General features: G+C 60.9%; 18 protein-coding genes. 7 read left to right on the forward strand and 11 right to left on the reverse strand.

Annotation, left to right across the window (positions count from 1 at the left end; translation table 11 throughout):
- Nucleotides 1-386 precede the first annotated feature (386 nt).
- Nucleotides 387-1,319, reverse strand: a complete 933-nt coding sequence (locus QWI18_RS17090; protein ID WP_192134314.1) for a hypothetical protein — start codon at nucleotides 1,317-1,319, stop codon at nucleotides 387-389.
- Nucleotides 1,320-1,662: 343 nt separating this feature from the next.
- On the opposite strand from QWI18_RS17090, the gene QWI18_RS17095 reads away from it, so the two are divergent.
- The 3 genes from QWI18_RS17095 to QWI18_RS17105 all read left to right on the forward strand — a co-directional run bounded on the left by QWI18_RS17095 (nucleotide 1,663) and on the right by QWI18_RS17105 (nucleotide 3,308).
- Nucleotides 1,663-2,139, forward strand: a complete 477-nt coding sequence (locus QWI18_RS17095; RefSeq protein ID WP_065989503.1) for a GNAT family N-acetyltransferase — start codon at nucleotides 1,663-1,665, stop codon at nucleotides 2,137-2,139.
- Nucleotides 2,140-2,499: 360 nt separating this feature from the next.
- Complete coding sequence (locus tag QWI18_RS17100) at nucleotides 2,500-2,760, forward strand: DUF1652 domain-containing protein (protein ID WP_296313613.1); 261 nt, start codon at nucleotides 2,500-2,502, stop codon at nucleotides 2,758-2,760.
- 86 nt (nucleotides 2,761-2,846) lie between these two features.
- Nucleotides 2,847-3,308 (forward strand): hypothetical protein, encoded by a 462-nt coding sequence (locus tag QWI18_RS17105; protein ID WP_369319348.1) that lies wholly within the window; start codon nucleotides 2,847-2,849, stop codon nucleotides 3,306-3,308.
- A 12-nt stretch (nucleotides 3,309-3,320) separates the two neighbouring features.
- Here the strand turns inward: QWI18_RS17105 and QWI18_RS17110 are convergent, their stop codons facing one another.
- Complete coding sequence (locus tag QWI18_RS17110; protein ID WP_065989512.1) at nucleotides 3,321-3,635, reverse strand: hypothetical protein; 315 nt, start codon at nucleotides 3,633-3,635, stop codon at nucleotides 3,321-3,323.
- Between the two features lie 891 nt (nucleotides 3,636-4,526).
- On the opposite strand from QWI18_RS17110, the gene QWI18_RS17115 reads away from it, so the two are divergent.
- Nucleotides 4,527-5,957, forward strand: a complete 1,431-nt coding sequence (locus QWI18_RS17115; protein WP_369319349.1) for a pyridine nucleotide-disulfide oxidoreductase — start codon at nucleotides 4,527-4,529, stop codon at nucleotides 5,955-5,957.
- 84 nt (nucleotides 5,958-6,041) lie between these two features.
- Here QWI18_RS17115 and QWI18_RS17120 read toward each other — a convergent pair whose 3' ends face one another.
- Complete coding sequence (locus tag QWI18_RS17120) at nucleotides 6,042-7,295, reverse strand: M20/M25/M40 family metallo-hydrolase (protein WP_369319350.1); 1,254 nt, start codon at nucleotides 7,293-7,295, stop codon at nucleotides 6,042-6,044.
- Nucleotides 7,296-7,457: 162 nt separating this feature from the next.
- On the opposite strand from QWI18_RS17120, the gene QWI18_RS17125 reads away from it, so the two are divergent.
- A complete protein-coding gene (locus tag QWI18_RS17125; protein WP_065989518.1) occupies nucleotides 7,458-7,694 on the forward strand; it encodes a DUF465 domain-containing protein in 237 nt (78 codons plus the stop codon).
- A gap of 280 nt (nucleotides 7,695-7,974) precedes the next feature.
- On the opposite strand, the gene csrA is transcribed toward QWI18_RS17125, so the two are convergent.
- The 3 genes from csrA to QWI18_RS17140 form a co-directional block, all read right to left on the reverse strand.
- A complete protein-coding gene (gene csrA, locus QWI18_RS17130) occupies nucleotides 7,975-8,163 on the reverse strand; it encodes a carbon storage regulator CsrA (RefSeq protein ID WP_065989520.1) in 189 nt (62 codons plus the stop codon).
- A 588-nt stretch (nucleotides 8,164-8,751) separates the two neighbouring features.
- Nucleotides 8,752-10,104, reverse strand: coding sequence for a GntP family permease (locus QWI18_RS17135; RefSeq protein WP_369319351.1), 1,353 nt, complete (start codon nucleotides 10,102-10,104; stop codon nucleotides 8,752-8,754).
- Nucleotides 10,105-10,232: 128 nt separating this feature from the next.
- On the reverse strand, nucleotides 10,233-10,760 hold the full coding sequence (locus QWI18_RS17140; protein WP_369319398.1) for a gluconokinase: 528 nt from the start codon (nucleotides 10,758-10,760) through the stop codon (nucleotides 10,233-10,235).
- A 267-nt stretch (nucleotides 10,761-11,027) separates the two neighbouring features.
- On the opposite strand from QWI18_RS17140, the gene QWI18_RS17145 reads away from it, so the two are divergent.
- Nucleotides 11,028-12,044: a LacI family DNA-binding transcriptional regulator gene (locus QWI18_RS17145; RefSeq protein ID WP_065989526.1), complete on the forward strand. Its 1,017-nt coding sequence runs from the start codon at nucleotides 11,028-11,030 to the stop codon at nucleotides 12,042-12,044.
- A gap of 18 nt (nucleotides 12,045-12,062) precedes the next feature.
- On the opposite strand, the gene QWI18_RS17150 is transcribed toward QWI18_RS17145, so the two are convergent.
- From QWI18_RS17150 to glcD, 5 genes are all read right to left on the reverse strand, one after another.
- Nucleotides 12,063-14,240, reverse strand: coding sequence for a malate synthase G (locus QWI18_RS17150; protein WP_369319352.1), 2,178 nt, complete (start codon nucleotides 14,238-14,240; stop codon nucleotides 12,063-12,065).
- Nucleotides 14,241-14,297: 57 nt separating this feature from the next.
- Nucleotides 14,298-14,705, reverse strand: a complete 408-nt coding sequence (locus QWI18_RS17155) for a heme-binding protein (protein WP_065989530.1) — start codon at nucleotides 14,703-14,705, stop codon at nucleotides 14,298-14,300.
- A gap of 65 nt (nucleotides 14,706-14,770) precedes the next feature.
- Nucleotides 14,771-15,994 carry a glycolate oxidase subunit GlcF gene (glcF, locus tag QWI18_RS17160; RefSeq protein WP_369319353.1) on the reverse strand — a complete coding sequence of 408 codons (1,224 nt, stop codon included), beginning with the start codon at nucleotides 15,992-15,994 and terminating at the stop codon, nucleotides 14,771-14,773.
- A gap of 3 nt (nucleotides 15,995-15,997) precedes the next feature.
- A complete protein-coding gene (gene glcE / locus QWI18_RS17165) occupies nucleotides 15,998-17,095 on the reverse strand; it encodes a glycolate oxidase subunit GlcE (RefSeq protein ID WP_369319354.1) in 1,098 nt (365 codons plus the stop codon).
- The gene (gene glcD, locus QWI18_RS17170; RefSeq protein WP_192134295.1) at nucleotides 17,095-18,594 is read right to left on the reverse strand and encodes a glycolate oxidase subunit GlcD; all 1,500 of its coding nucleotides are present in this window, start codon (nucleotides 18,592-18,594) and stop codon (nucleotides 17,095-17,097) included. The genes glcE and glcD overlap by 1 nt, the downstream gene beginning before the upstream one ends.
- Before the next feature lie 283 nt (nucleotides 18,595-18,877).
- Here glcD and glcC point away from each other — a divergent pair, with 283 nt between their 5' ends.
- Entirely contained in the window at nucleotides 18,878-19,651 is a 774-nt protein-coding gene (gene glcC, locus QWI18_RS17175) for a transcriptional regulator GlcC (protein WP_192134293.1), read from the forward strand.
- Nucleotides 19,652-19,759: the final 108 nt, after the last annotated feature.

Genomic DNA, 19,759 nt, shown 5'->3' on the forward strand with positions numbered 1-19,759 from the left:
AGTGGGCCGAGCGGCATGGATGCCGCGAGAGCGCCGCTAGGACATGGATGTCCGTTCGGCGCGGGCCCACGGAGCGTCGTCGGAGTGAGGGAACCCCGAGGAACGAGGGGCCAAACCAAGAGCAGGCACTTTTGCTTACTTTTGGTGCTTTTCAAAAGTAAGTCGCCGAAGGCGAAACAGTCTGCCCTTAGGCAGACGCTCTTGATCTCTAAAACTGACAGACCCACTTTCGGGCAGACCAAAAAAATCCGCGCTGCCTCGGGGAGAACAGCGCGGACCTTTAATCAATCACTCAATCAATGCACAAACAGTGCAATCAAAATAATGATCGGGATTGGAATGCCGAGGAACCACAGAAGTAGTGAACGCATGATGACTCTCCTTAATCAGCGAATGCTGGAAGTATTGGAATAAGCACGGGTTTCGACATACGTCACCGCATCACGACGACGACCACCCCAGATGGCAGCAAGGCTCGCGACGAACGCACCGCACAGCAGCGAAACGAAAGTCCACAGCGCAGCGGTTGCAGCAGCCTTCGCGGCAGCGTCGGCAGCCTGTTGAGCTTTCAGCTTGGCATCAGCCACGGCCTGCTTGGCCTGACCATAAACCTGATCAACCCGCGCCTGGGCATCGGCCTGACTCATGTTGGTACGCTGAGCGACCAGCTGTGCCAGATAAGTACGGTCTTCCGGCGCCAGCTGACCATCGTTGGCCATGGTTTTGGTGAAGATACGTACTACGACACCGTGGGCAGCATCATCGCTGACGGCGGCAGGGCGATCATCGCGGAACAGCGAATCGATGTAATAGCCATACTGATCGCTGCTGGTATTGCCCGCTGCAGAACCGGCCGCGGTGGCGGCAGTACCTGCAACACCGGCAACCGCGGTAGCGCCGGCTTTCACGCCGCTGCCAACGATGCCGCTGACCGAACCGACGATCAACGCGGCAGCGACCAGCGTCGCCACAGCCCACGACAGGAAACCGTGCGCAGTATCACGGAAGTAAACTTCGTCACCGTGCATGTTGGCCCATTTGACGCGCAGGCGGCCGGCGAGGTAACCGCCAAGACCGGAGGCCACGATCTGCGTCAGTGCGAGCCAGACGACCGTGGAAATACCGATGGTCTTCGCGCTGGCACCTTCGTTGGCCCAAGGCGACATCGCCGAGAAACCGAGGCCCGATCCCAGCAGGACCAGAATTAAGGACAGCGCGGCGGCGCCGGCGGCACCAGCGAAGATGGCCCCCCAGGACACGCCTGAGACCGAGGAGGATTCTTCTACAGCGGCAGGATAAGAATCAGGTGAGACGTTCATTGTGCTGCTCCGTGCGAATGATGTTGTGCTTCTCCCCATTACGGTGCACTGCCTGTGCCAGCGACCGCTTCTTAAAAAAAACCAATAAAATCAATTGCTTGTGGAATAGGGATTTTGATGTGTTCGTGCAAAATGCATGAACCCGATAAAGCGACGGATGCGTTCTGCCCGGTCAATGGATTTCCATGCCTGTCAAAGGTTTGCGACAATCCTTTGCGACGAATTCCGTCAACGCGCAACATTCCGGCACATTTATGTGTGGACGTTGTCTCATAACATCAGCCCCGCAGGTTGACAGCCATAGTCCGCCCACGGCTCCTGTTTCTTCGAGAGGTAACCCAGCATGTTTGTCCATCGCCCCCTGGAAGAAAAAGACGTCCCTTTTATCTGCGACATGCCCCAGAGCATTGATGAGCTCTTCTATATGTTTCCAAAGGCGGTGTTCCCGCTGACACCGGAGCAGCTCAATGAATCCATCGCGCAGCGTTCGGACAACACCGTCATCGAATTGGACGGCCAAGTAGTCGGATTCGCCAACTTCTCCCGATACGATTTCAGAGGCCGTTGTTCCATGGGCAACGTCATCATCGATCCGCGCTTTCGCTCAAAAGGCGTTGGCCGCTACATGATCGGCTGCATGATGGAGTTGGCGTTCGGCAAACACGAAGCGGCGGAGCTGACCGCCTCCTGCTTCAACCATAACGTCCCCGGACTGCTCTTCTACCCCAAGCTCGGTTTCAAGCCTTTCGCCATTGAAGAGCGCCTGGACAAGCGAGGCGCGCGCGTGGCTCTTATCCATCTGAAGTTGCCTCGAAGCTGACCCACAGACATCTTAATGACGCCAGTCGTCGGGCGCCTCACGGCTGCCCGACGAACGGATGAGCACAACCTTCGCTCCCTGCCGGTCGACAAATCCCATTATTTCGCCAATTAAGCGATGAGCCGCGATGTTTCCAATCCGGTGAATCGTTTTTCCTCGAGCAACTTGGCTCGTGCGCAGCCATTTGCGGGTGGCAGGCAGCTGTTTGCCTCACTTTGGGGCGCGGCGTATAAGGTGAATATCCCTGATTGCCGGATGGCGGACGGGGTACGGGAAACTTCTCCACCTTCGTGGAATGGGTATTGATAGTCGGGCGAGCGGCTGAACGCATCAACCAGTCCTGCCTGTGGAGGATTGACGATGATTGCCTGTACGCTCTCTAACCTGGAACTGCGCAGCATTATAGAAAGCGCGTTTCTGCCCCTGCGGTGTCACTGCACCGTATTGGGGGACCTGATGACGGTTGAAGTCATCGACCCCGCGACCGAGCACGTCGAACTGTTCGCTTCCAATATTGCCTTGGACTCACTCGATAACAGCCACGCCTTGTGCGCGCTGATCCGGGCGCTTCAGGCCGAGCTCGCAAAGGCCAGGCATTACCCCCATGCCCTGGCGAGCTGAGCGCAGGGCTCTAGCAATAATCGCCGTTCGGCCTTATGTTGGTGAGCATCGGCCCTGAGAGGCCAGGCGGGATATTGAGGATTTGCATGGCGCAGGCGCAACCCGAGATCGAGGCAGTACAAGAGCAGAGACCTGCGGCACCCTTGCGCCGTCGGCGCAAGGTCATGATCGGCGTCGGCGGCCTGCTGGGCATTGTGGTGGTAGGCGCGGTGACGATCGTCACGATGCTGGAGCAGCTGGAGATGCGAAATGCCAGCTTCCGACCGCCCATGACTTCCCTGGAACGGCAACAGCTCCTGCCACCGGAGCCTGTGCTGGAAGTCAAACCTCAGGTGGAAGGCCTGCGCTACGGCGCCGCCATTTTGCCGGATCAGGCTGCGAGCGCCGATTCCGCCGCGCCTGAACAGGCGTCGGCTTCAGCAGCGGCCCTGCTCTTTAGCGCGCCGTCTTCGCCCCTTGGCCCTGCAGCCCTCACGACACCTGATCCGCAGTCCAGCAAGCCAACGGGCATCGCTCAGGCGATCCACGTGCATAACAGCACGCAGTAGGCCCCACCTTTCTCAATGCATCCGGCGACGGTGCTCATTTTCGAAGAGCAGTTTGAACTGCTCTTCGCCGTTGTCTTGAACCGCATAGTGCTCGCGAACAGGCCCTGCTTCGATGCGGCCATCCATTGCAACGCGGATGACGGCTGACTTGGGCAGATAGTCCGGCACGTCACCGATGATCGTCAGCTCGCGCAGGCGGTGGCCGTCGTGTTCTATGGTCGTAAGCCGCACTCGGCAGGTTGCCTGCATGGGAATAGGCCCAAACAGCGTGTCCCGCGAATAATCAATTTCGGCGATGCTGGACCGACGGGTTTTGTCAGCATTCATAAGGTCACCTCTCTCTGTCCATTGGAAAGTGTTCAAGCATGACAATGGAGGCATGGCAGGCCGGAATAGTTCTCATCGCTGCTGACGATAGTTCTCCATTCATCCGATACGCCAGTGCGTGCCCGTGCTTTTCGGGAGAGTGATGGTAATTACCGGGGTCGATAATTCTGACGTCAATAAACACGACGGCACTTAAACGGTTATAGGACAGTACAAGCGAAGCGTGACACTAAAAGCACGACGCATGTTGCGAAGAAAGCCGCTTATATCCGTCAACGACCTGCGATCTGAAATTGAATTGCGAAAGGCTCTTATTTTATAAATCCATGGGCGCCTGCTTGTGCGACGGAATAATGGCGTCATATTTAAAAAATCTATATAAAACAATGGTTTGTGTATCTATATTGTCGGACAGTACGTTTTTTCGGAAAATTGACACGTTGCCGGTTATTTGCAACCATCACTTTACGTTTTCAAGTCTGATGATCTGCACTTAGTGCAAGCGTCGACACTTCTCTTTTTGGGATTAATCTTTGCAGACGCGCGACGAGTTGGCGGTAGCGTCCCTGAAGAAACCTTGAAAAGAGCAGCGTAAAGAGTAGGCACCCGGGCAGGCTCGGAAAAGGCCCCGCCACCCGGCAAGCAGCGTGTCAGAGCCTGCGCCGATTGATCGACAGCGCATTGATCGTCCGACCTTCCAGAGCCGCAAACGTGACGCAAATCACCGCGGTTGTCATGCCTGCCGAGTGCAGTAGTTCAATAACAGCGCCTTTATTTTTCAACTTTAAAGTCCAGACATCGCCTCAGCGATAGCGGTTGAACGCGCACGCAAGTGCGGCGGTTTATAACGCACGTGGCGATACGGTAACGACCCAGCGTGGAGTGACAGTTATGCAAGGAGATCATCTGGAAACCGTTTGCGGTTGCGTAGTAGGGGGTGCCGGACCTGCGGGAATGGGACTGCTTTTCAACGCATTGAAAAGTGGCGCCATGCCAGAACTGGCCAAGGAAGGTTTAATCATTGTCGACGCGAGTCCCACGCCGGGCACGGGTCGTTTGGGCGATTACCGGATCACCGCCAACTCGGTGGGCGATGTGTTCCTGGATTGCCTGCGCGACCCGGCTTTGCGTGATGTATTCGAACCCCTCGAACATTCGCCCGCTTATTGGCGCATCCGTCGTCAGGCGCAAAGTGCGCCGCAATTGGCGGACGTCGCCGAACTGCTGGCGGAAGCCTCGAAGCTGGTGCTCGACTTTATCGTCGAGCGGTACGGCGTGAAGTTATGGAGCAGCACGACGATCACCGAGATCGTGCGCGACGGCGATGACTATCAGGTGTGGGTCGAGTCCGATGGCCGCAGTCAGCGAATTCGCAGCCGTGCAGTCGTCCTCAATCTGGGGGGTTGGCAGGACCCGCAGCATCTCCTCGACAGCCTGGCAGATCAAGGCCTCGCGGTGCCGCCCTCGGCGCAGATCGAGAGCGCCGATGCGCTGCTGAGAATGAACGCCGTGCAACTGCGCCACCTCTTCGCGAAGACGCTGGCGGCCAAGGGCCGGGTGTGCGTCGTGGGTGGTTCCCACAGTGCGTTCTCGGTGCTGGAAAACCTGGCCGACGCGCTGGAGTTTGCCGGTCTGGAGGAGGTCACGCTGGTCCACCGTTCGCCGATCCGCCTGTTTTACGAAACCGCTCAGGCCGCGCTGGATGCAGGCTATGTGTTCGATGCGGTCAGGGATGTCTGCCCGGTGTCGGGGCGGGTCAACCGGTCAGGCGGCTTGCGCTATCGGGCGCTGGACGTGGGGCGTGAAGCCTTGTCCAAAGGCCAGATCGGCAAGACCGGCGTACGCGTGCAGCTGCTGCAAACCCATCAGGGTCCGACCGATCAGTTCGAGCGCGCCCGTCTGGCGCTGGCGGAAGCCGACATCGTCGTGCAGTGCACGGGCTATCAGCCGTTGCTGCCAGCCTTGAGTCATGCCGGTGGTGAGGCCATCACGCTGATGGAGGTCAAGGGCGGGCTGGATTCAGATCCAACGGGTTGCCCGCTCGACGCCAGCGGTCAGCGCCTGCACGGCCTGCACCTGTTCGGCCTGGGGGCCGGGCTGGGGGTTGATCCGCGATTAGGCAGCGAAGCATCGTTTGACGGCCGCATCTATGGGGTCTGGCAGTTCCATCACGACGCCAGCGGCGTGGTGATCGATTCGGTCCTGACCCGCTTGCAGACCCCGGCACTGCAGCCGGTCGCTGCGGCGCCACGGTGGGTGTCCAGTCGCAGCGAAGAACGTTTGCCGTTCCTCTGGCCCGTGCTGATCAACGCGCAATCCTGAGGCACATTGCAACATCTGCATCCCGGCGCTCCTTTGGTTAGGCAGCCCGGGATTTTTTTTGCCCCAGAGGCGACCAGGCGTCGGTCACTTGCCCGGAGTGTGCGTCGCCAGCTCCATGATCATCCGCGTCAGCAGGTAGATGCGCGGCGACACGCTGTCGACTTCCGCGTATTCCTCGGGCGTGTGAATATTGCCGCCAACGATGCCGAAGCCATCCAGGGTTGGCACGCCGACCCCGGCCGAGAGGCTCGCATCGGCCGCGCCGCCGCTGCCTTCGATGGTCAGTTTGCGGCCGATCTCGCCGTAGATACCCTGGGCGATATCAACCAGCTTGTCGGTTTCCGGCGTCTGCGGCATGGGTGGCAAACCGCGCTCCAGGCGGGTGGTCACTTGGGTGTCCGGGATCAGCTTGTCAGCCGACACCCGCGCCAGATCCTTCTCGATGCGGTCGAACTCTTCCGGCACGGCGGCGCGCACATCGGCCTTGGCGGTGGCCTGATCGGGGATGACGTTGGTGCGATCGCCGGCGTTGAGCACGGTGAAATTGATCGTGGTCTTCTTCTCGGTGTCGCCCAGCTTGCCCAGTTGCAGAATCTGATGCGCCACCTCCATGGCCGCGTTGCGCCCCAGTTCCGGCGCGACGCCGGCGTGGGACGCTTTGCCTTTTACCTCAACCACTGCGGTGGCGCTGCCTTTGCGCCAGATCACCAGACCGTCGGCGGGGCGCCCCGGCTCCAGGTTCAGGGTCACATCGTGCTGTTTGGCGACCTTCTGAATCAGCGCGGTGGCGGCGGCGGAACCGGTCTCCTCGCTGGCGTCCAGCAGGAAGGTAATCTGCGCGTAGTCCTTGAAGTCGAGCTTCTTCAGAATCTTCAGCGCGTAAAGGCCGGCAACGATGCCGCCCTTGTCGTCCATCACCCCTGGCCCGTACGCACGGCCGTCCTTGATGTGGAAGGGGCGGGCGGCGGCGGAACCTTCCTTGAACACGGTGTCCATGTGCGCCATCAGCAGTATCTTCGCCTTGCCGCTCCCTTTTAGCGTCGCGGCCACATGCTGGCTCTTGTCCGGCGCGGTGTTGGGGATCATCTCGATGGTCGCACCGAGCGCCTTGAGCTGGGCGACGACGATGTCACGCACTTGGGTCAGTCCCGGCTCGTAGCCGGAGCCCGTATCGATATTGACCAATTGTTCCAGCAGCTTCAGCGCGTCGTCCTTGGATTGCTCGGCATCCGCCTGAACCTGTTTATTGGGCTCGGCAAAGGCAGGCGCTACCGCGGAGAAGGCGATACCGAAGGCCAGCGCGCTGGCGAGGAGAGAGCGGGAAAACGGTGAGGTCATGGTCGATCCTTGAAGTGGCATAAAAGGGCTGGAGAGACACCGTAGCCCGTTGCGCAGGATCGTGCATGTCAAAACGCGTTATTCACATCGACAAAAACGCCGAACCTTTAGGCTGGGCTACCCTCAACATTCCTACGTCAGTCATCAGAGGAGAGGCATCCCATGCCGGTTAAGCACGATTTGTACGCGGACCTGAGCATCACCAAAGACGAGCTCGCCAAGCGCAAGGGCACCGACGCGAAGCTCAATGCCCTGGTCGAGCACTACAATGAGCTGGACATCCATATTGTCAGCGCCGAAGAGGCGGGCGATATTCCCGACGATGAGTTGAAGAAGCTCAAGGAAAAAAGGCTGCAGGCCAAAGACACCATCGCCAGCCACCTGAATACCTCGGGCTGATCGGGTCAAACGACTCAGCAACTAAAACGGCCGATCTCTTATGGAGGTCGGCCGTTTTTAGTTGGCGATTCCGGATGCCTGACAACTTGTCGCGGCATCTGGAAGTGCATCGCCCAATACGCTGGATCTGTGTGTTCGCTCGCGCTTAGTTATCGGCGTGGGCGACTTCGATGGATCCAAAGTTTAGACGAAAAAAAACGGCGTCTGGTCAGTCGCCGTCGCCGATCTGTCAGCACCGGGTGGCCGCTGACAGTAATCGAATAAGCATAAACCGGAGGGTTTATTGCGGATCCTGGTCGGGTGCAGCCTCGGCCTTGATGCGCTTGTAGATTTCTTCGCGGTGCACTGAAACATCTTTCGGAGCGTTGATGCCAAGACGGACTTGGAGACCCTGAACGCCCAGAATGGTAACGGTGATGTCGTCACCAATGTTTATGCTTTCGCCGACTTTGCGGGTGAGTATCAACATAATCTTTTCCTTGATGGCCTCATGAAGCGCCTCTACCGGGAGGCTGGCGTGAGCCTTTGGGTGGTGGTGATTGCCGATTGCATCCAAATGCGTTCATCAGTATGACGCCATTGGTACGATTTTAATTCCCCAGGTTCATCGTCTTGTCACAGTTAGCGCCGCTCCTGGGTCGAACGGCAGGGGAATCTTGCCTGATACTGGCGGTAAATTCCCGTGCAAATCGGCCATCGTTTGATAGCCGGATTCCGCGCGGCGCCTATTCCACACTCCTTTAGCCTTTATTGCAAAGAACTCATGCGGGCCGTGATGAAATTTTCATTAAATTGCCCCGTACGAGTTCTCTGAACGGAGTGTAGGAGACTTCCGAAATGAGTACCGGCAAAACGCCGTAACTTTAATCGAATTGATGAGGGGATGTGTGAACGGTTTTGTATCAAGCCCCGGTTTATCAGACCTGAAGACTCGGACGTCGACATCGGGATAGGAGCGGAAGGGGGCGAGGGGGGGCTGAAATAACATGCCCACCGCGGGGGTGGGCATGGATGCAACAGGGGGGCATGGCCGCGTCAATATGCCGCGATCAATGCATCAGACGACCAGCGACAGCAGCATGATCAGGATGATGCCCACCACCGACAGGATGGTTTCCATCACGGTCCAGGTTTTCAGGGTTTCAGCCACGGTCATGTTGAAGTACTGCTTGACCAGCCAGAAACCCGCATCGTTCACGTGGGACAGAATCAGCGAACCGGCACCGGTTGCCAGAACCAGCAGTTCGCGGTTCACCCCCGGGATCATGCCAACCACCGGCGCGACGATCCCGGCACCGGTGATGGTGGCAACGGTCGCGGAACCGGTGGCGATACGGATCACTGCAGCCACCAGCCACGCCAGCAGAATCGGCGAGATCTGCACCTGCACGGCCATGTGGCCGATCAGGTTACCGACGCCACTGTCCACCAGCATCTGCTTGAAGCCACCGCCGGCGCCGACGATCAGTACGATCGCGGCCACTGGCGCGAGGCTCTGGTCGAGCAGCTTGATGATGTGATCGCGGCTGAAGCCACGGGCCGAACCGAAGGTGTAGAACGCCAGCAGCAGGGCGAACAGGAGAGCAGCGATCGGGTGACCGATGAAGTCCATCCAGATGCGGAAGATGTGACCGGCTGGCAGCGCAACGTCGGCAAACGTCTTGAGCAGCATCAGGAACACCGGCAGCAGGATGGTCACCAGCGTGATGGCAAAGCTTGGCAGGTTGTCGTTGGTCGATTCCTTGGCAATCTGGTCCATCAGCTCTTTCGACGGGTTGCCCGGAATGCGCTTGGCAATCCATTTACCGTAGATCGGGCCGGCGATGATGGCGGTCGGGAACGCGACGATCAGACCGTAGAAAATGGTCTTGCCGATGTCTGCGTTGAAGATGCCGATCGCCAGCAACGGACCCGGGTGCGGCGGCACCAGACCGTGGACGGCCGACAGACCGGCCAGCAACGGGATACCGATCTTGACGATGGACACGCCGCTGCGACGGGCAACGATGAACACCAGCGGGATCAGCAGCACGAAGCCGATTTCGAAGAACAGCGGGATGCCCACCAGAAACGCCGAAAACATCATGGCCCAGTGCACGCGGTCCTTGCCGAAGCGACGGATCAGCGTCTGGGCGATCTGGTCAGCACCGCCGGAGTCGGCCATCAGCTTGCCGAGCATGGTGCCCAGGCCGAGGATGATGCCGACGAAACCCAGCACGCCGCCGAAACCGTCCTGGAACGATTTCATCACTTTGTCGACCGGCATCCCGGAGGTCAGCCCGAGAAAACCGGCAGCGATGGTCAATGCAATAAAGGGGTGGACTTTGAACTTGGTGATCAGAAGCACAAGGCCAATGATGGTCACCAACGCATCGACCAGCAGATACGTGTCTTGAGTCATACCGAACATGGGGGTGTCTCTCCGTTGTATTTTGTTTTTTTGGAGCTGCTGCTTGACGCTGTCGCTCTCTGCCCTGTGAAGCAAGGGCAGCGTCATCAGAGACAGCGCTACCTTTGCCGCTCACGCCTGATCGAGGATCAAGAGCCGGTGCGCGCGGTGACAGATGGGGTTTGAGCCTCGGAGCCAGACTCGCTCCACCATGTGGCCGCTTCCTTACCAATGGTCTCGATCGATTGGGTCGCGTCCACCACCAGTGTGCGGTCCTCGTTATACGGAGGCTCGAGGGTCGCGAACTGGCTGTCGACCAGACTGGCCGGCATGAAGTGGCCCGGGCGATGGGAGCAGCGTTCGGTGGCGAGTTCTTTGGTCAGCTCCAGAAACACGAAGCCCAGCTCCGGCACGGCTGCGCGCAGACGTTCACGGTAGATAAGCTTGAGGGAGGAGCAGGTCAGGACGGGCTTTTCGCCCTTCTTTACAGCGGCGGCAACTTCTTCGCCGAGGCGGGTCAGCCAGCCGGCGCGATCGTTGTCGTCAAGGGGATGGCCCGCGCTCATCTTGTCGATGTTGGCTTGAGGATGGAACGCATCACCCTCGATCAGGCGGCCGCCGCTGTTTTTAGCGATGGCCTCGCCGACGGCGCTCTTGCCGCAGCCGGAAACACCCATTACCACGATGGCGGAAATAGCATGTGGAGCAGTAGTCATAAAAACCTCGTCCCGGAGACAGCGCTGTCTTCGCCGAATGGTGTGCAAGTCCGGCGAGACTGTTTCCAGGTGTAGTCATTGTTATGGGTATCTCGCTGATCCATGAGATGCAAAACCCGGTCGTGGAATCGATCGAAAAGTTGCGGGCCTCCGTGAGATAGCGCTACCTTAGAGCCCATCCCACACAATCGCAACCCCCGCAGCTTTCTTCCAATCAGTTGGCAACGCATGACACGTATTGGTTCCCGCTCCACCGGTCGTCCCACCCTCAACGAAGTCGCCAAACTGGCCGCCGTCTCGCCGATTACCGCGTCCCGGGCCTTGCGTGGCGTGGCCACTGTGGCGCCGGAGCTGGTGGAAAAAGTCCGCGCTGCTGCGCTGAGTCTAGGCTATGTCACCAATCCTGCCGCCCGGGCGCTGGCGTCTTCGCACAGTCAGTCGGTGGTGGTGCTGGTGCCGTCGCTGTCCAACCAGTTGTTCATCGAAACCCTTGAAGCGATTCAAACGGTTCTGCGCCCGCGCGGGCTGGAAGTGGTGATCGGTAATTATCACTACTCGCCTATAGAAGAAGAGAACCTGCTGCGCAGTCATCTGTCCCACCGGCCGCGCGGTATTCTTCTGACCGGCTTTGACCGCAGCGTGGCGGCGCAGCAGTTGCTGGCGTCCAGTGGCGTGCCCTGCGTGCACATGATGGAGCTGGACCCGACCCGTGCCGAGCCCTGCGTGGGGTTTTCCCAGCAACAGGCGGGTGCCGAGGCGGCGCGGCATCTGTTGAGCCGCGGCCGGCGGCGGCTGGCGTATGTGTCGGCACAGCTGGATCCACGGGTGATTCAACGGGGCGTCGGTTTTCGCGGCGCGCTGGAGCAGGAAGGGCTGTATGACGAAGCGCTGCAATTGGCGTCGCCGCTGCCGTCGTCCATCGGTTTGGGGAGTGAGTTGTTCGCCCGTTTGATGGAAACGCATCCGGACGTCGACGGGGTGTTTTTCTGCAATGACGACCTGGCCCAGGGCGCATCGCTGGAAGCCCTGCGGCGGGGCATTCGTATTCCGGAGCAGGTGTCGCTGATCGGCTTCAACGACCTGCCGGGCTCGGCGCACATGGTGCCGCGCCTGACCTCCATCCGCACCCCGCGCGAACAGGTCGGCCAGCGCGCCGCGCAGTTACTGCTCGGCTTGCTGGACGGCACGGTTCAAGAGGCACAGGTGGATCTGGGGTTTGAACTGGTGGTGCGGGAGAGCACGTAGCTCGCTCGCACCCTTGGATCAATGCTCCTTCTTGAATGCGAGGCGGAACTCATGCAGCAGCGGTTCGGTGTAGCCGCTCGGCTGTTCGCGGCCTTTGAACACCAGCGCGCTGGCGGCCTGGAAGGCCACTGACTTCTCGAAATTGCCGGCCATTGGCGTGTAGGCCGAGTCACCGGCGTTTTGCCGGTCGACCACCTTCGCCATACGTTTCAATGCATCTTTCACGTAGTCCTCGGAGACCACGCCGTGGCGCAGCCAGTTGGCGATGTGCTGGCTGGAAATACGCAGCGTCGCGCGGTCTTCCATCAGGCCGACGTTGTGGATGTCCGGCACCTTCGAACAGCCGACGCCTTGCTCCACCCAGCGCACCACATAACCCAGCAGCCCTTGGGCGTTGTTTTCAACTTCCTCGCGAATCTGATCCTCGTTCCACTCCGCCTTCTCGACCACCGGAATGCTCAGCAGATCCAGCAGAATGTCTTCGCTGATGCTGTCGAGATCGACCTGTTCCAGCTCCTGCTGCACCGCTTTCACGTCCACCGTGTGGTAATGCAGTGCGTGCAGGGTCGCGGCGGTCGGCGAGGGCACCCACGCCGTGGTCGCGCCGGATTTCGGGTGCGCGATCTTCTGCTCGAGCATGTCGGCCATCAGGTCCGGCATCGCCCACATGCCTTTGCCGATCTGCGCACGGCCGCGCAACCCGCAAGCCAAGCCCACCAGCACGTTGCTCTGCTCATAGGCCTTGATCCACGGCGTGGCTTTCATGTCGCCCTTGCGCAGCATCGGCCCGGCTTCCATCGAGCTGTGCATCTCGTCGCCAGTGCGGTCGAGGAAGCCGGTGTTGATGAATGCCACCCGCGACGATGCCGCTTCGATGCACGCCTTGAGGTTGACGCTGGTGCGCCGCTCCTCGTCCATGATCCCCATCTTCAGGGTATTGCGCGGGATCTTCAGCGCGTCTTCGATGCGGCTGAACAGCGTGTTGGCGAACGCCACTTCGTCCGGGCCCTGCATCTTCGGTTTGACGATGTAGACGCTGCCGGCGCGGGAGTTGGTGCGGTTATGCAAGTCGTGCAAGGCGATCAGGCTGGTGATGACGCCGTCGAGAATGCCTTCGGGGATTTCCTTGTTGCCGTCGTAGAGGATCGCCGGGTTGGTCATCAGGTGGCCAACGTTGCGGATGAACAGCAGCGAGCGCCCGTGCAGGGTGATCGCGCTGCCGTCGGCGGCCGTGTACTGGCGGTCGGCGTTCAGGCGACGGGTGATGGTCTTGCCGTTCTTGACCAGCGCTTCGGTCAGGTCGCCTTTCATCAGGCCCAGCCAGTTGCGGTAGATCACCAGCTTGTCGTCGGCATCGACCGCGGCGACCGAGTCTTCGCAGTCGATGATGGTCGACAGCGCAGCTTCCAGCAGCAGGTCCTTGATCCCGGCCGGGTCAGTGGCGCCGATGGGGCTGGCCGGGTCGATCTGGATTTCGATGTGCAAGCCGTTGTTCTTCAGCAGGATCGCATTCGGCTGGCGCGGCTCGCCCTGATAGCCGACGTATTTCTCGGGCTGGGCAAGGCGCGACGGGCTGCCGTCGGCGAGGGTGACCAGCAATTCGCCGCTGTCGACCGCGTAGGCCTTCGCGCCGACGTGGGAACCGGTGGCCAAGGGCGCGGCTTCATCGAGCAGGGCGCGGGCGAAGGCGATGACTTTCTCGCCCCGCAGCGGGTTGTAACCGGCTTTGATCTCGGCGCCGTTCGCCGAGGAAATGGTATCGGTGCCGTACAGCGCGTCGTACAGCGAACCCCAGCGCGCATTGGCGGCATTAAGGGCGTAACGGGCGTTGGCAGCGGGCACCACCAATTGCGGGCCAGCCTGTTCGCTGACTTCGATATCCACCTTGTTGGTGGACACCTGGACCTGCGCCGGTACCTGCTTGAGGTAGCTGATGCTGTCGAGGAAGGCGATGTATGCCGGCATGTCGTTGACCGGGCCGGGGTTGGATTTGTGCCACTTATCCAGCTGAGCCTGTAGGCGGTCGCGCTCTTTCAGCAGTTCGCGGTTGACCGGGGCGAGGTCGTGGACCAGCGAGTCGAAATCGGCCCAGAACAGCTCCGGGGTCAGGCCTGTCCCGGGAATCACTTCCTCGTCGACAAAGCGCTTGAGGTTGGCCGCCACTTTAAGGTTGTGGCAATTGACGAACTCGGTCATCTCGGTCTCCATCATGAATTGGGTTTGCAGCGTTGCGGCAGGCGGTCGCGGCGGGCGTTATTGCGCGCTCACCGCCGCCACCCCTGCCTTGGCCACTTGCGCATCCTGGTCGGCTTTGACGCCGGACACCCCTACCGCGCCGATGGTCTCTCCGTCGATGATCACCGGCACGCCGCCTTCCAGCGACGTCAGCAGTGGTGCGGTGACGAAGGCGGTACGTCCGCCGTTGACCATTTCCTCATACCCCTTGGATTCACGACGACCCAACGCCGAGGTGCGCGCTTTTTCGATGGCGATGTAGCCGCCAATCGGCGCGCAGCCGTCCAGGCGCTCGAAGCCCAGCAGGTGACCACCGTCGTCCGTCACGGCGATGGACACGGCCCAGCCGTTGTTCTGCGCCTCGGTGCGTGCCGCGGCGAGGATCTGGGTGACTTCGGTCTGGGTCAGTACGGATTTGGTTTTCATGCAGTTCTCCTGAAGGCAAAGGGTGTCATGAGTGTGCGTCTGATACGGAGCCAGGGCGCCTGCAATCAACTTGGAGGCAAGGCGTCCTCGATGAGTTCGATCCAGTGTTTGACCGGCGTGCGGTTGGCGCTGGCCAAGTGCGTCTGACAGCCAATGTTGGCCGTCGCGATCACGTCCGGGTTGCCGCTTTCCAGCGCGTTCATTTTGTTGTCACGCAGCTGTTTCGCCAGCACTGGCTGAGTCACCGAATAGGTGCCGGCCGAGCCGCAGCATAAGTGACTGTCGGGCACCGGTGTGAGGTTGAAGCCCAATCGGGTCAACACCGACTCAACGGCGCCGCCGAGTTTCTGCGCATGCTGCAGCGTACACGGGCAATGGAACGCCAGGGTCTGGCGCGTGCAACCGCCGAGCTGTTCAAGGGGTTCGGCGCGCAGCACCTCAACCAGGTCCAAGGTGCGTTCGCTGATGGCCGCCGCTTTTTGCGCGTAAGCCGGGTCATTGCGCAGCAGGTGGCCGTAATCCTTGACGAAGGCGCCGCAACCGCTGGCGGTCTGCACGATGGCCTCGGCACCGGCCTGAATGCTTGGCCACCACGCATCGATGTTCCGCCGTGCGCGCTGCAAGCCTTGTTCCTGCGCATTCAAGTGGTAATCCACGGCGCCGCAACAACCGGCCTGGGCAATGGATGTGACGCTGATGCCCAGTCGGTCGAGCACCCTTGCGGTGGCGGCGTTGGTGTTGGGCGACAAGCCGGGTTGCACGCAGCCTTCGAGGATGAGCATCTGCCGCGCGTGCTGCCGGGTCGGCCGGGGCATGGCGGGGCGGATGTTGCCCGGCAGCTTGGTCTTCAATGCGCCGGGCAGCAGCGGCCTGAAGGAATTGCCCAACTGGGTCAGGGATTTGAACATGCCGGCGTTTGGCACCACGGCCCGCAGGCTGTCCCGCAGCAGGCGCTGGCCGAGGGGGCGCGGCACGGCGGCGTCGACCACCTCCCGGCCGATGTCCAGCAGGTTGTGGTAATCGACGCCGGAGGGGCAGGTGGTTTCACAGTTGCGGCAGGACAGGCAACGATCTAGGTGCAACTGGGTTTTCTCGGTGACTTCCTTGCCTTCCAGCACTTGCTTGATCAGGTAAATGCGCCCGCGCGGTCCATCCAGCTCATCCCCGAGCAACTGATAGGTCGGGCAGGTGGCGTTGCAGAAACCGCAGTGCACGCAGCTGCGCAAAATGCTTTCCGCTTCCTCGCCACGGGGCAGGCTCTTGGCGTGTTCGCTCAGGGTCGTCTGCATGGTTCAGATCTCCGCGTACATTCGGCCCGGATTGAAAACTCCGTGCGGATCAAGTTGCGCCTTGAGCTGGCGGTGGTAGCGCAGCAAGGGCGTGGCCAACGGCTGAAAAGGGCTGTCGTCGACGCCGTGGCTGAAGCAGGTGGCGTGACCACCTGCAGCGCTGACGATCCGCCGAATCTCGCTGCCGCTGGCGTCGGATTTCAACCAGCGTTGCGCACCGGCCCAGTCGATCAATTGATCCCCCGGCAGGTCCAGCGCCGCCGTGCTGACGGGCAATGACAGGCGCCACAGCGGCCGCCCATCGGTGAAGAACTCCAGGCGGTGTTCGTTGAGCGCGCGCCAATAAGCCGGGTCGATGGATTCGCCGCCCAGGCGTTCATGGGCCGCCGCGACCGAACCTTCGCCGCCTTCAAGACGCAAGCGCAGCACGCGGCCGTCATGGCTGGCGGCGCTGATCGGCAAGGGTTCCTGACCCCATTGCGCCAGGCGGGCGAGGGCGGTGGCGCTGTCCATTTCCAGCGCAATGCTGGTGCACAGTCGCGGCTTGGGCAGGACTTTCAACGAGACTTCGGTGATCAGGCCCAGACAGCCAAAACTGCCCGCCATCAAGCGTGACAGATCGTAACCGGCGACGTTTTTCATCACCTCGCCACCGAAACGCAAATGCTTGCCGAGACCTGTGATCACCCGCGTGCCAAGGACGAAATCCCGCACCGAGCCTGACCATGGACGGCGTGGCCCGGACAAGCCTGCGGCGACCATGCCGCCGACGGTTCCATCACCTGCGCCGCCATCGCTGTAGCTGGGTGGCTCGCAGGGCAGCATCTGACCGGCGTCTTCCAGCGCGGCATTCAGCACCGACAACGGCGTGCCGGCGCGGGCGGTGATCACCAGTTCGGTTGGGTCGTAGGTGACGATGCCACTGTGGATGCGCGTATCGAGCACGTCACCGGCCACCTCACGACCCAGGAATACCTTGCTGTTGGCGCCTTGAATGCGCAGCGGCAGGGCGGACTGAATCGCCTGATTGACCTGTTCCAGCAGTGTGTCGCTGGCATCGCGCTCCTGGGCCACGAAGGCTGGCTGACGTTGGGCATCCATCAGAAACGCTCCAGTTCAGGGAAGGGCAGCTTGCCCATGTGCACGTGCATGGCACCGAATTCGGCGCAGCGGTGCAGGGTGGGGATGTTCTTGCCGGGGTTGAGGGTGCCGGCCGGATCGAACGCGGCTTTTACGGCGTGAAACAACGTCAGCTCGTCACTGTTGAATTGCGCGCACATCTGATTGATCTTCTCGCGGCCCACGCCGTGTTCGCCGGTGATGCTGCCGCCGACCTTCACGCACAGCTCCAGAATCTTTCCGCCCAATGCTTCGGCGCGGTCCAGTTCACCGGGTTGGTTGGCATCGAAGAGGATCAGCGGGTGCATATTGCCGTCGCCGGCGTGGAAAACGTTGGCGACGCGCAGGCCGTATTCTTCCGACAGTGCGGAAATCCCCTTCAACACGCCGGGCAATTCCCGACGCGGGATGGTGCCGTCCATGCAGTAGTAATCCGGCGACAGCCGACCGACTGCCGGGAAAGCGTTCTTGCGCCCGGCCCAGAAACGCACACGTTCGGCTTCGTCCTTTGCCTGGCGAATCTCGGTGGCGCCGGCGTTTTCCAGCACGGCGCGAACCCGGTCGCAATCGGCGTGAACGTCAGCTTCCACGCCATCGAGTTCGCACAGCAGGATGGCCTCGGCGTCGACCGGGTAGCCGGCGTGGATGAAGTCTTCAGCGGCGCGAATAGCGAGGTTGTCCATCATTTCCAGGCCGCCGGGGATGATGCCTTCGGCGATGATGTCACCCACTGCGCGCCCGGCTTTTTCCACCGAGTCAAAGGCGGCCAGCAGCACCCGCGCCACCTGGGGTTTGGGCAGCAGTTTGACGGTGACTTCGGTGATCACGCCGAGCATGCCTTCGGAACCGGTGAACAGCGCTAGCAAGTCGAAGCCCGGTGAATCCAGCGCGTCGGAGCCCAGCACCATGTGCTCGCCCTCGACCGTGAGGATGTCGACCTTGAGCAGGTTGTGCACGGTCAGGCCGTATTTCAGGCAATGCACGCCGCCGGCGTTTTCCGCGACGTTGCCGCCGATGGAGCAGGCAATTTGCGAAGAGGGATCAGGCGCGTAATAGAGGTCGTAGGGCGCGGCGGCCTGGGAGATGGCCAGATTGCGCACGCCGGGCTGCACGCGGGCATAGCGCCCGGCGGGGTCGATGTGCAGGATTTTATTGAAGCGCGCCATCACCAGCAGCACGCCTTTTTCCAAGGGCAGGGCACCGCCGGACAGTCCGGTTCCAGCACCGCGCGCCACCACCGGCACGCCGCGCTCGTGGCAGACCTTCAGCAGCGTCTGCACCTGCTCGATGCGCTGGGGCAGCACCACCAGCATCGGTGTCGTGCGGTAGGCGGAGAGGCCGTCGCATTCGTAGGGGCGCAGTTCTTCCTCGCGGTGGAGGATGTCCAGATCAGGCAGGCGGGATTGCAGCGCGTGCAGCAGCTGTTGTTTGTCGATGACCGGCAGAACGCCGTCGACGCGTTCGTCGTACAGGATATTCATGATGGGTTCGCAACCCTGTCTTGTTTTTATTGGAGGCCCGTTCCGTGACGGAACGTGAATGGCTGGCTTGCATCATTGGCTCAGCGGGGCTTAGTGTCTACCGGGTGCAGCGGTGGTCGAACCAGTTTATTGAAGAGAGGTGATGAAATTTTCGGCCAATTGCCTTTTTTATCAGTGAGATAGCTCGGCGCGCGGTATTCGTCATTTTTAGGGTTGCCCGTGGTCATACCAGTGCTCAGTGTGTCTGGCCTAGTCTTTTAAAGCACTCAAGGAAGTCCGAACCATGCAAACCACTCAAGCCCAACGCCCGCAGCAGGTCGCCGATGTGGTCAGCGAGCGCATTGAGCGGCTGATTGTCGATGGAGTGCTCAAAGTCGGTCAGCTGTTGCCTTCCGAACGGCGGCTGACCGAAAAGCTCGGTGTGTCGCGCACTGCCCTGCGCGAGGGCCTGCAGCTGCTGCGCGCCAGGGGCATCATCGAAACCCGCCAGGGCAAGGGCTCGTTCGTCGCGCAAATGGGCGGGCTCGGGCTGACCGCCAATTCGCCGCTGATGCACTTGTTCGCCTCCCAGCCGCGCACGCTGTATGACCTGTTCGAGGTGCGAAGCCTGCTGGAAGGGGAGTCTGCGCGGCTCGCGGCGTTGCGCGGCACTGACGCGGATTTTGTGCTGATCACCCGCGCCTACGACGCACTGGTCGCTGGCCACGATCACCCCTTGCCCGCGTCCGAACACGCGCGGCTCGACCATGCGTTTCACCTGGCCATCTGCGAAGCGTCACACAACCCGGTGCTGGTGCAGACCCTGCGCTCGTTGACGGATCTGCTGCTGAACACGGTGTTCGCCTCGGTCAACAACCTTTATCACCGTGACGCCCAGAAGCGGCAGATCGATCGCCATCACGCTCGGCTTTATAACGCCGTGACCGGGCGGTTGCCTGAGCAGGCGCGCAAAGCGGCCGTGGCGCATATCCAGAACATCTGCGACAACCTGCGGGAGATCGAAAGCGAGGAGCAACGGCTGGTGCGCGCCACCCTGCGACTGGAGGGCTGGGCCTGAGCCACGCGGGAGGTTTACGCGTGTGGACCTTGGCTTGACACCCATCCCGTATTGCCGCAGCTTACGCATTGCGTAAGTCGCTTACGCCGTAGTGAAAACCAAAACAAC

This window comes from Pseudomonas sp. W2Oct36 (assembly GCF_041060465.1).
Lineage (GTDB): Bacteria > Pseudomonadota > Gammaproteobacteria > Pseudomonadales > Pseudomonadaceae > Aquipseudomonas > Aquipseudomonas graminis_B.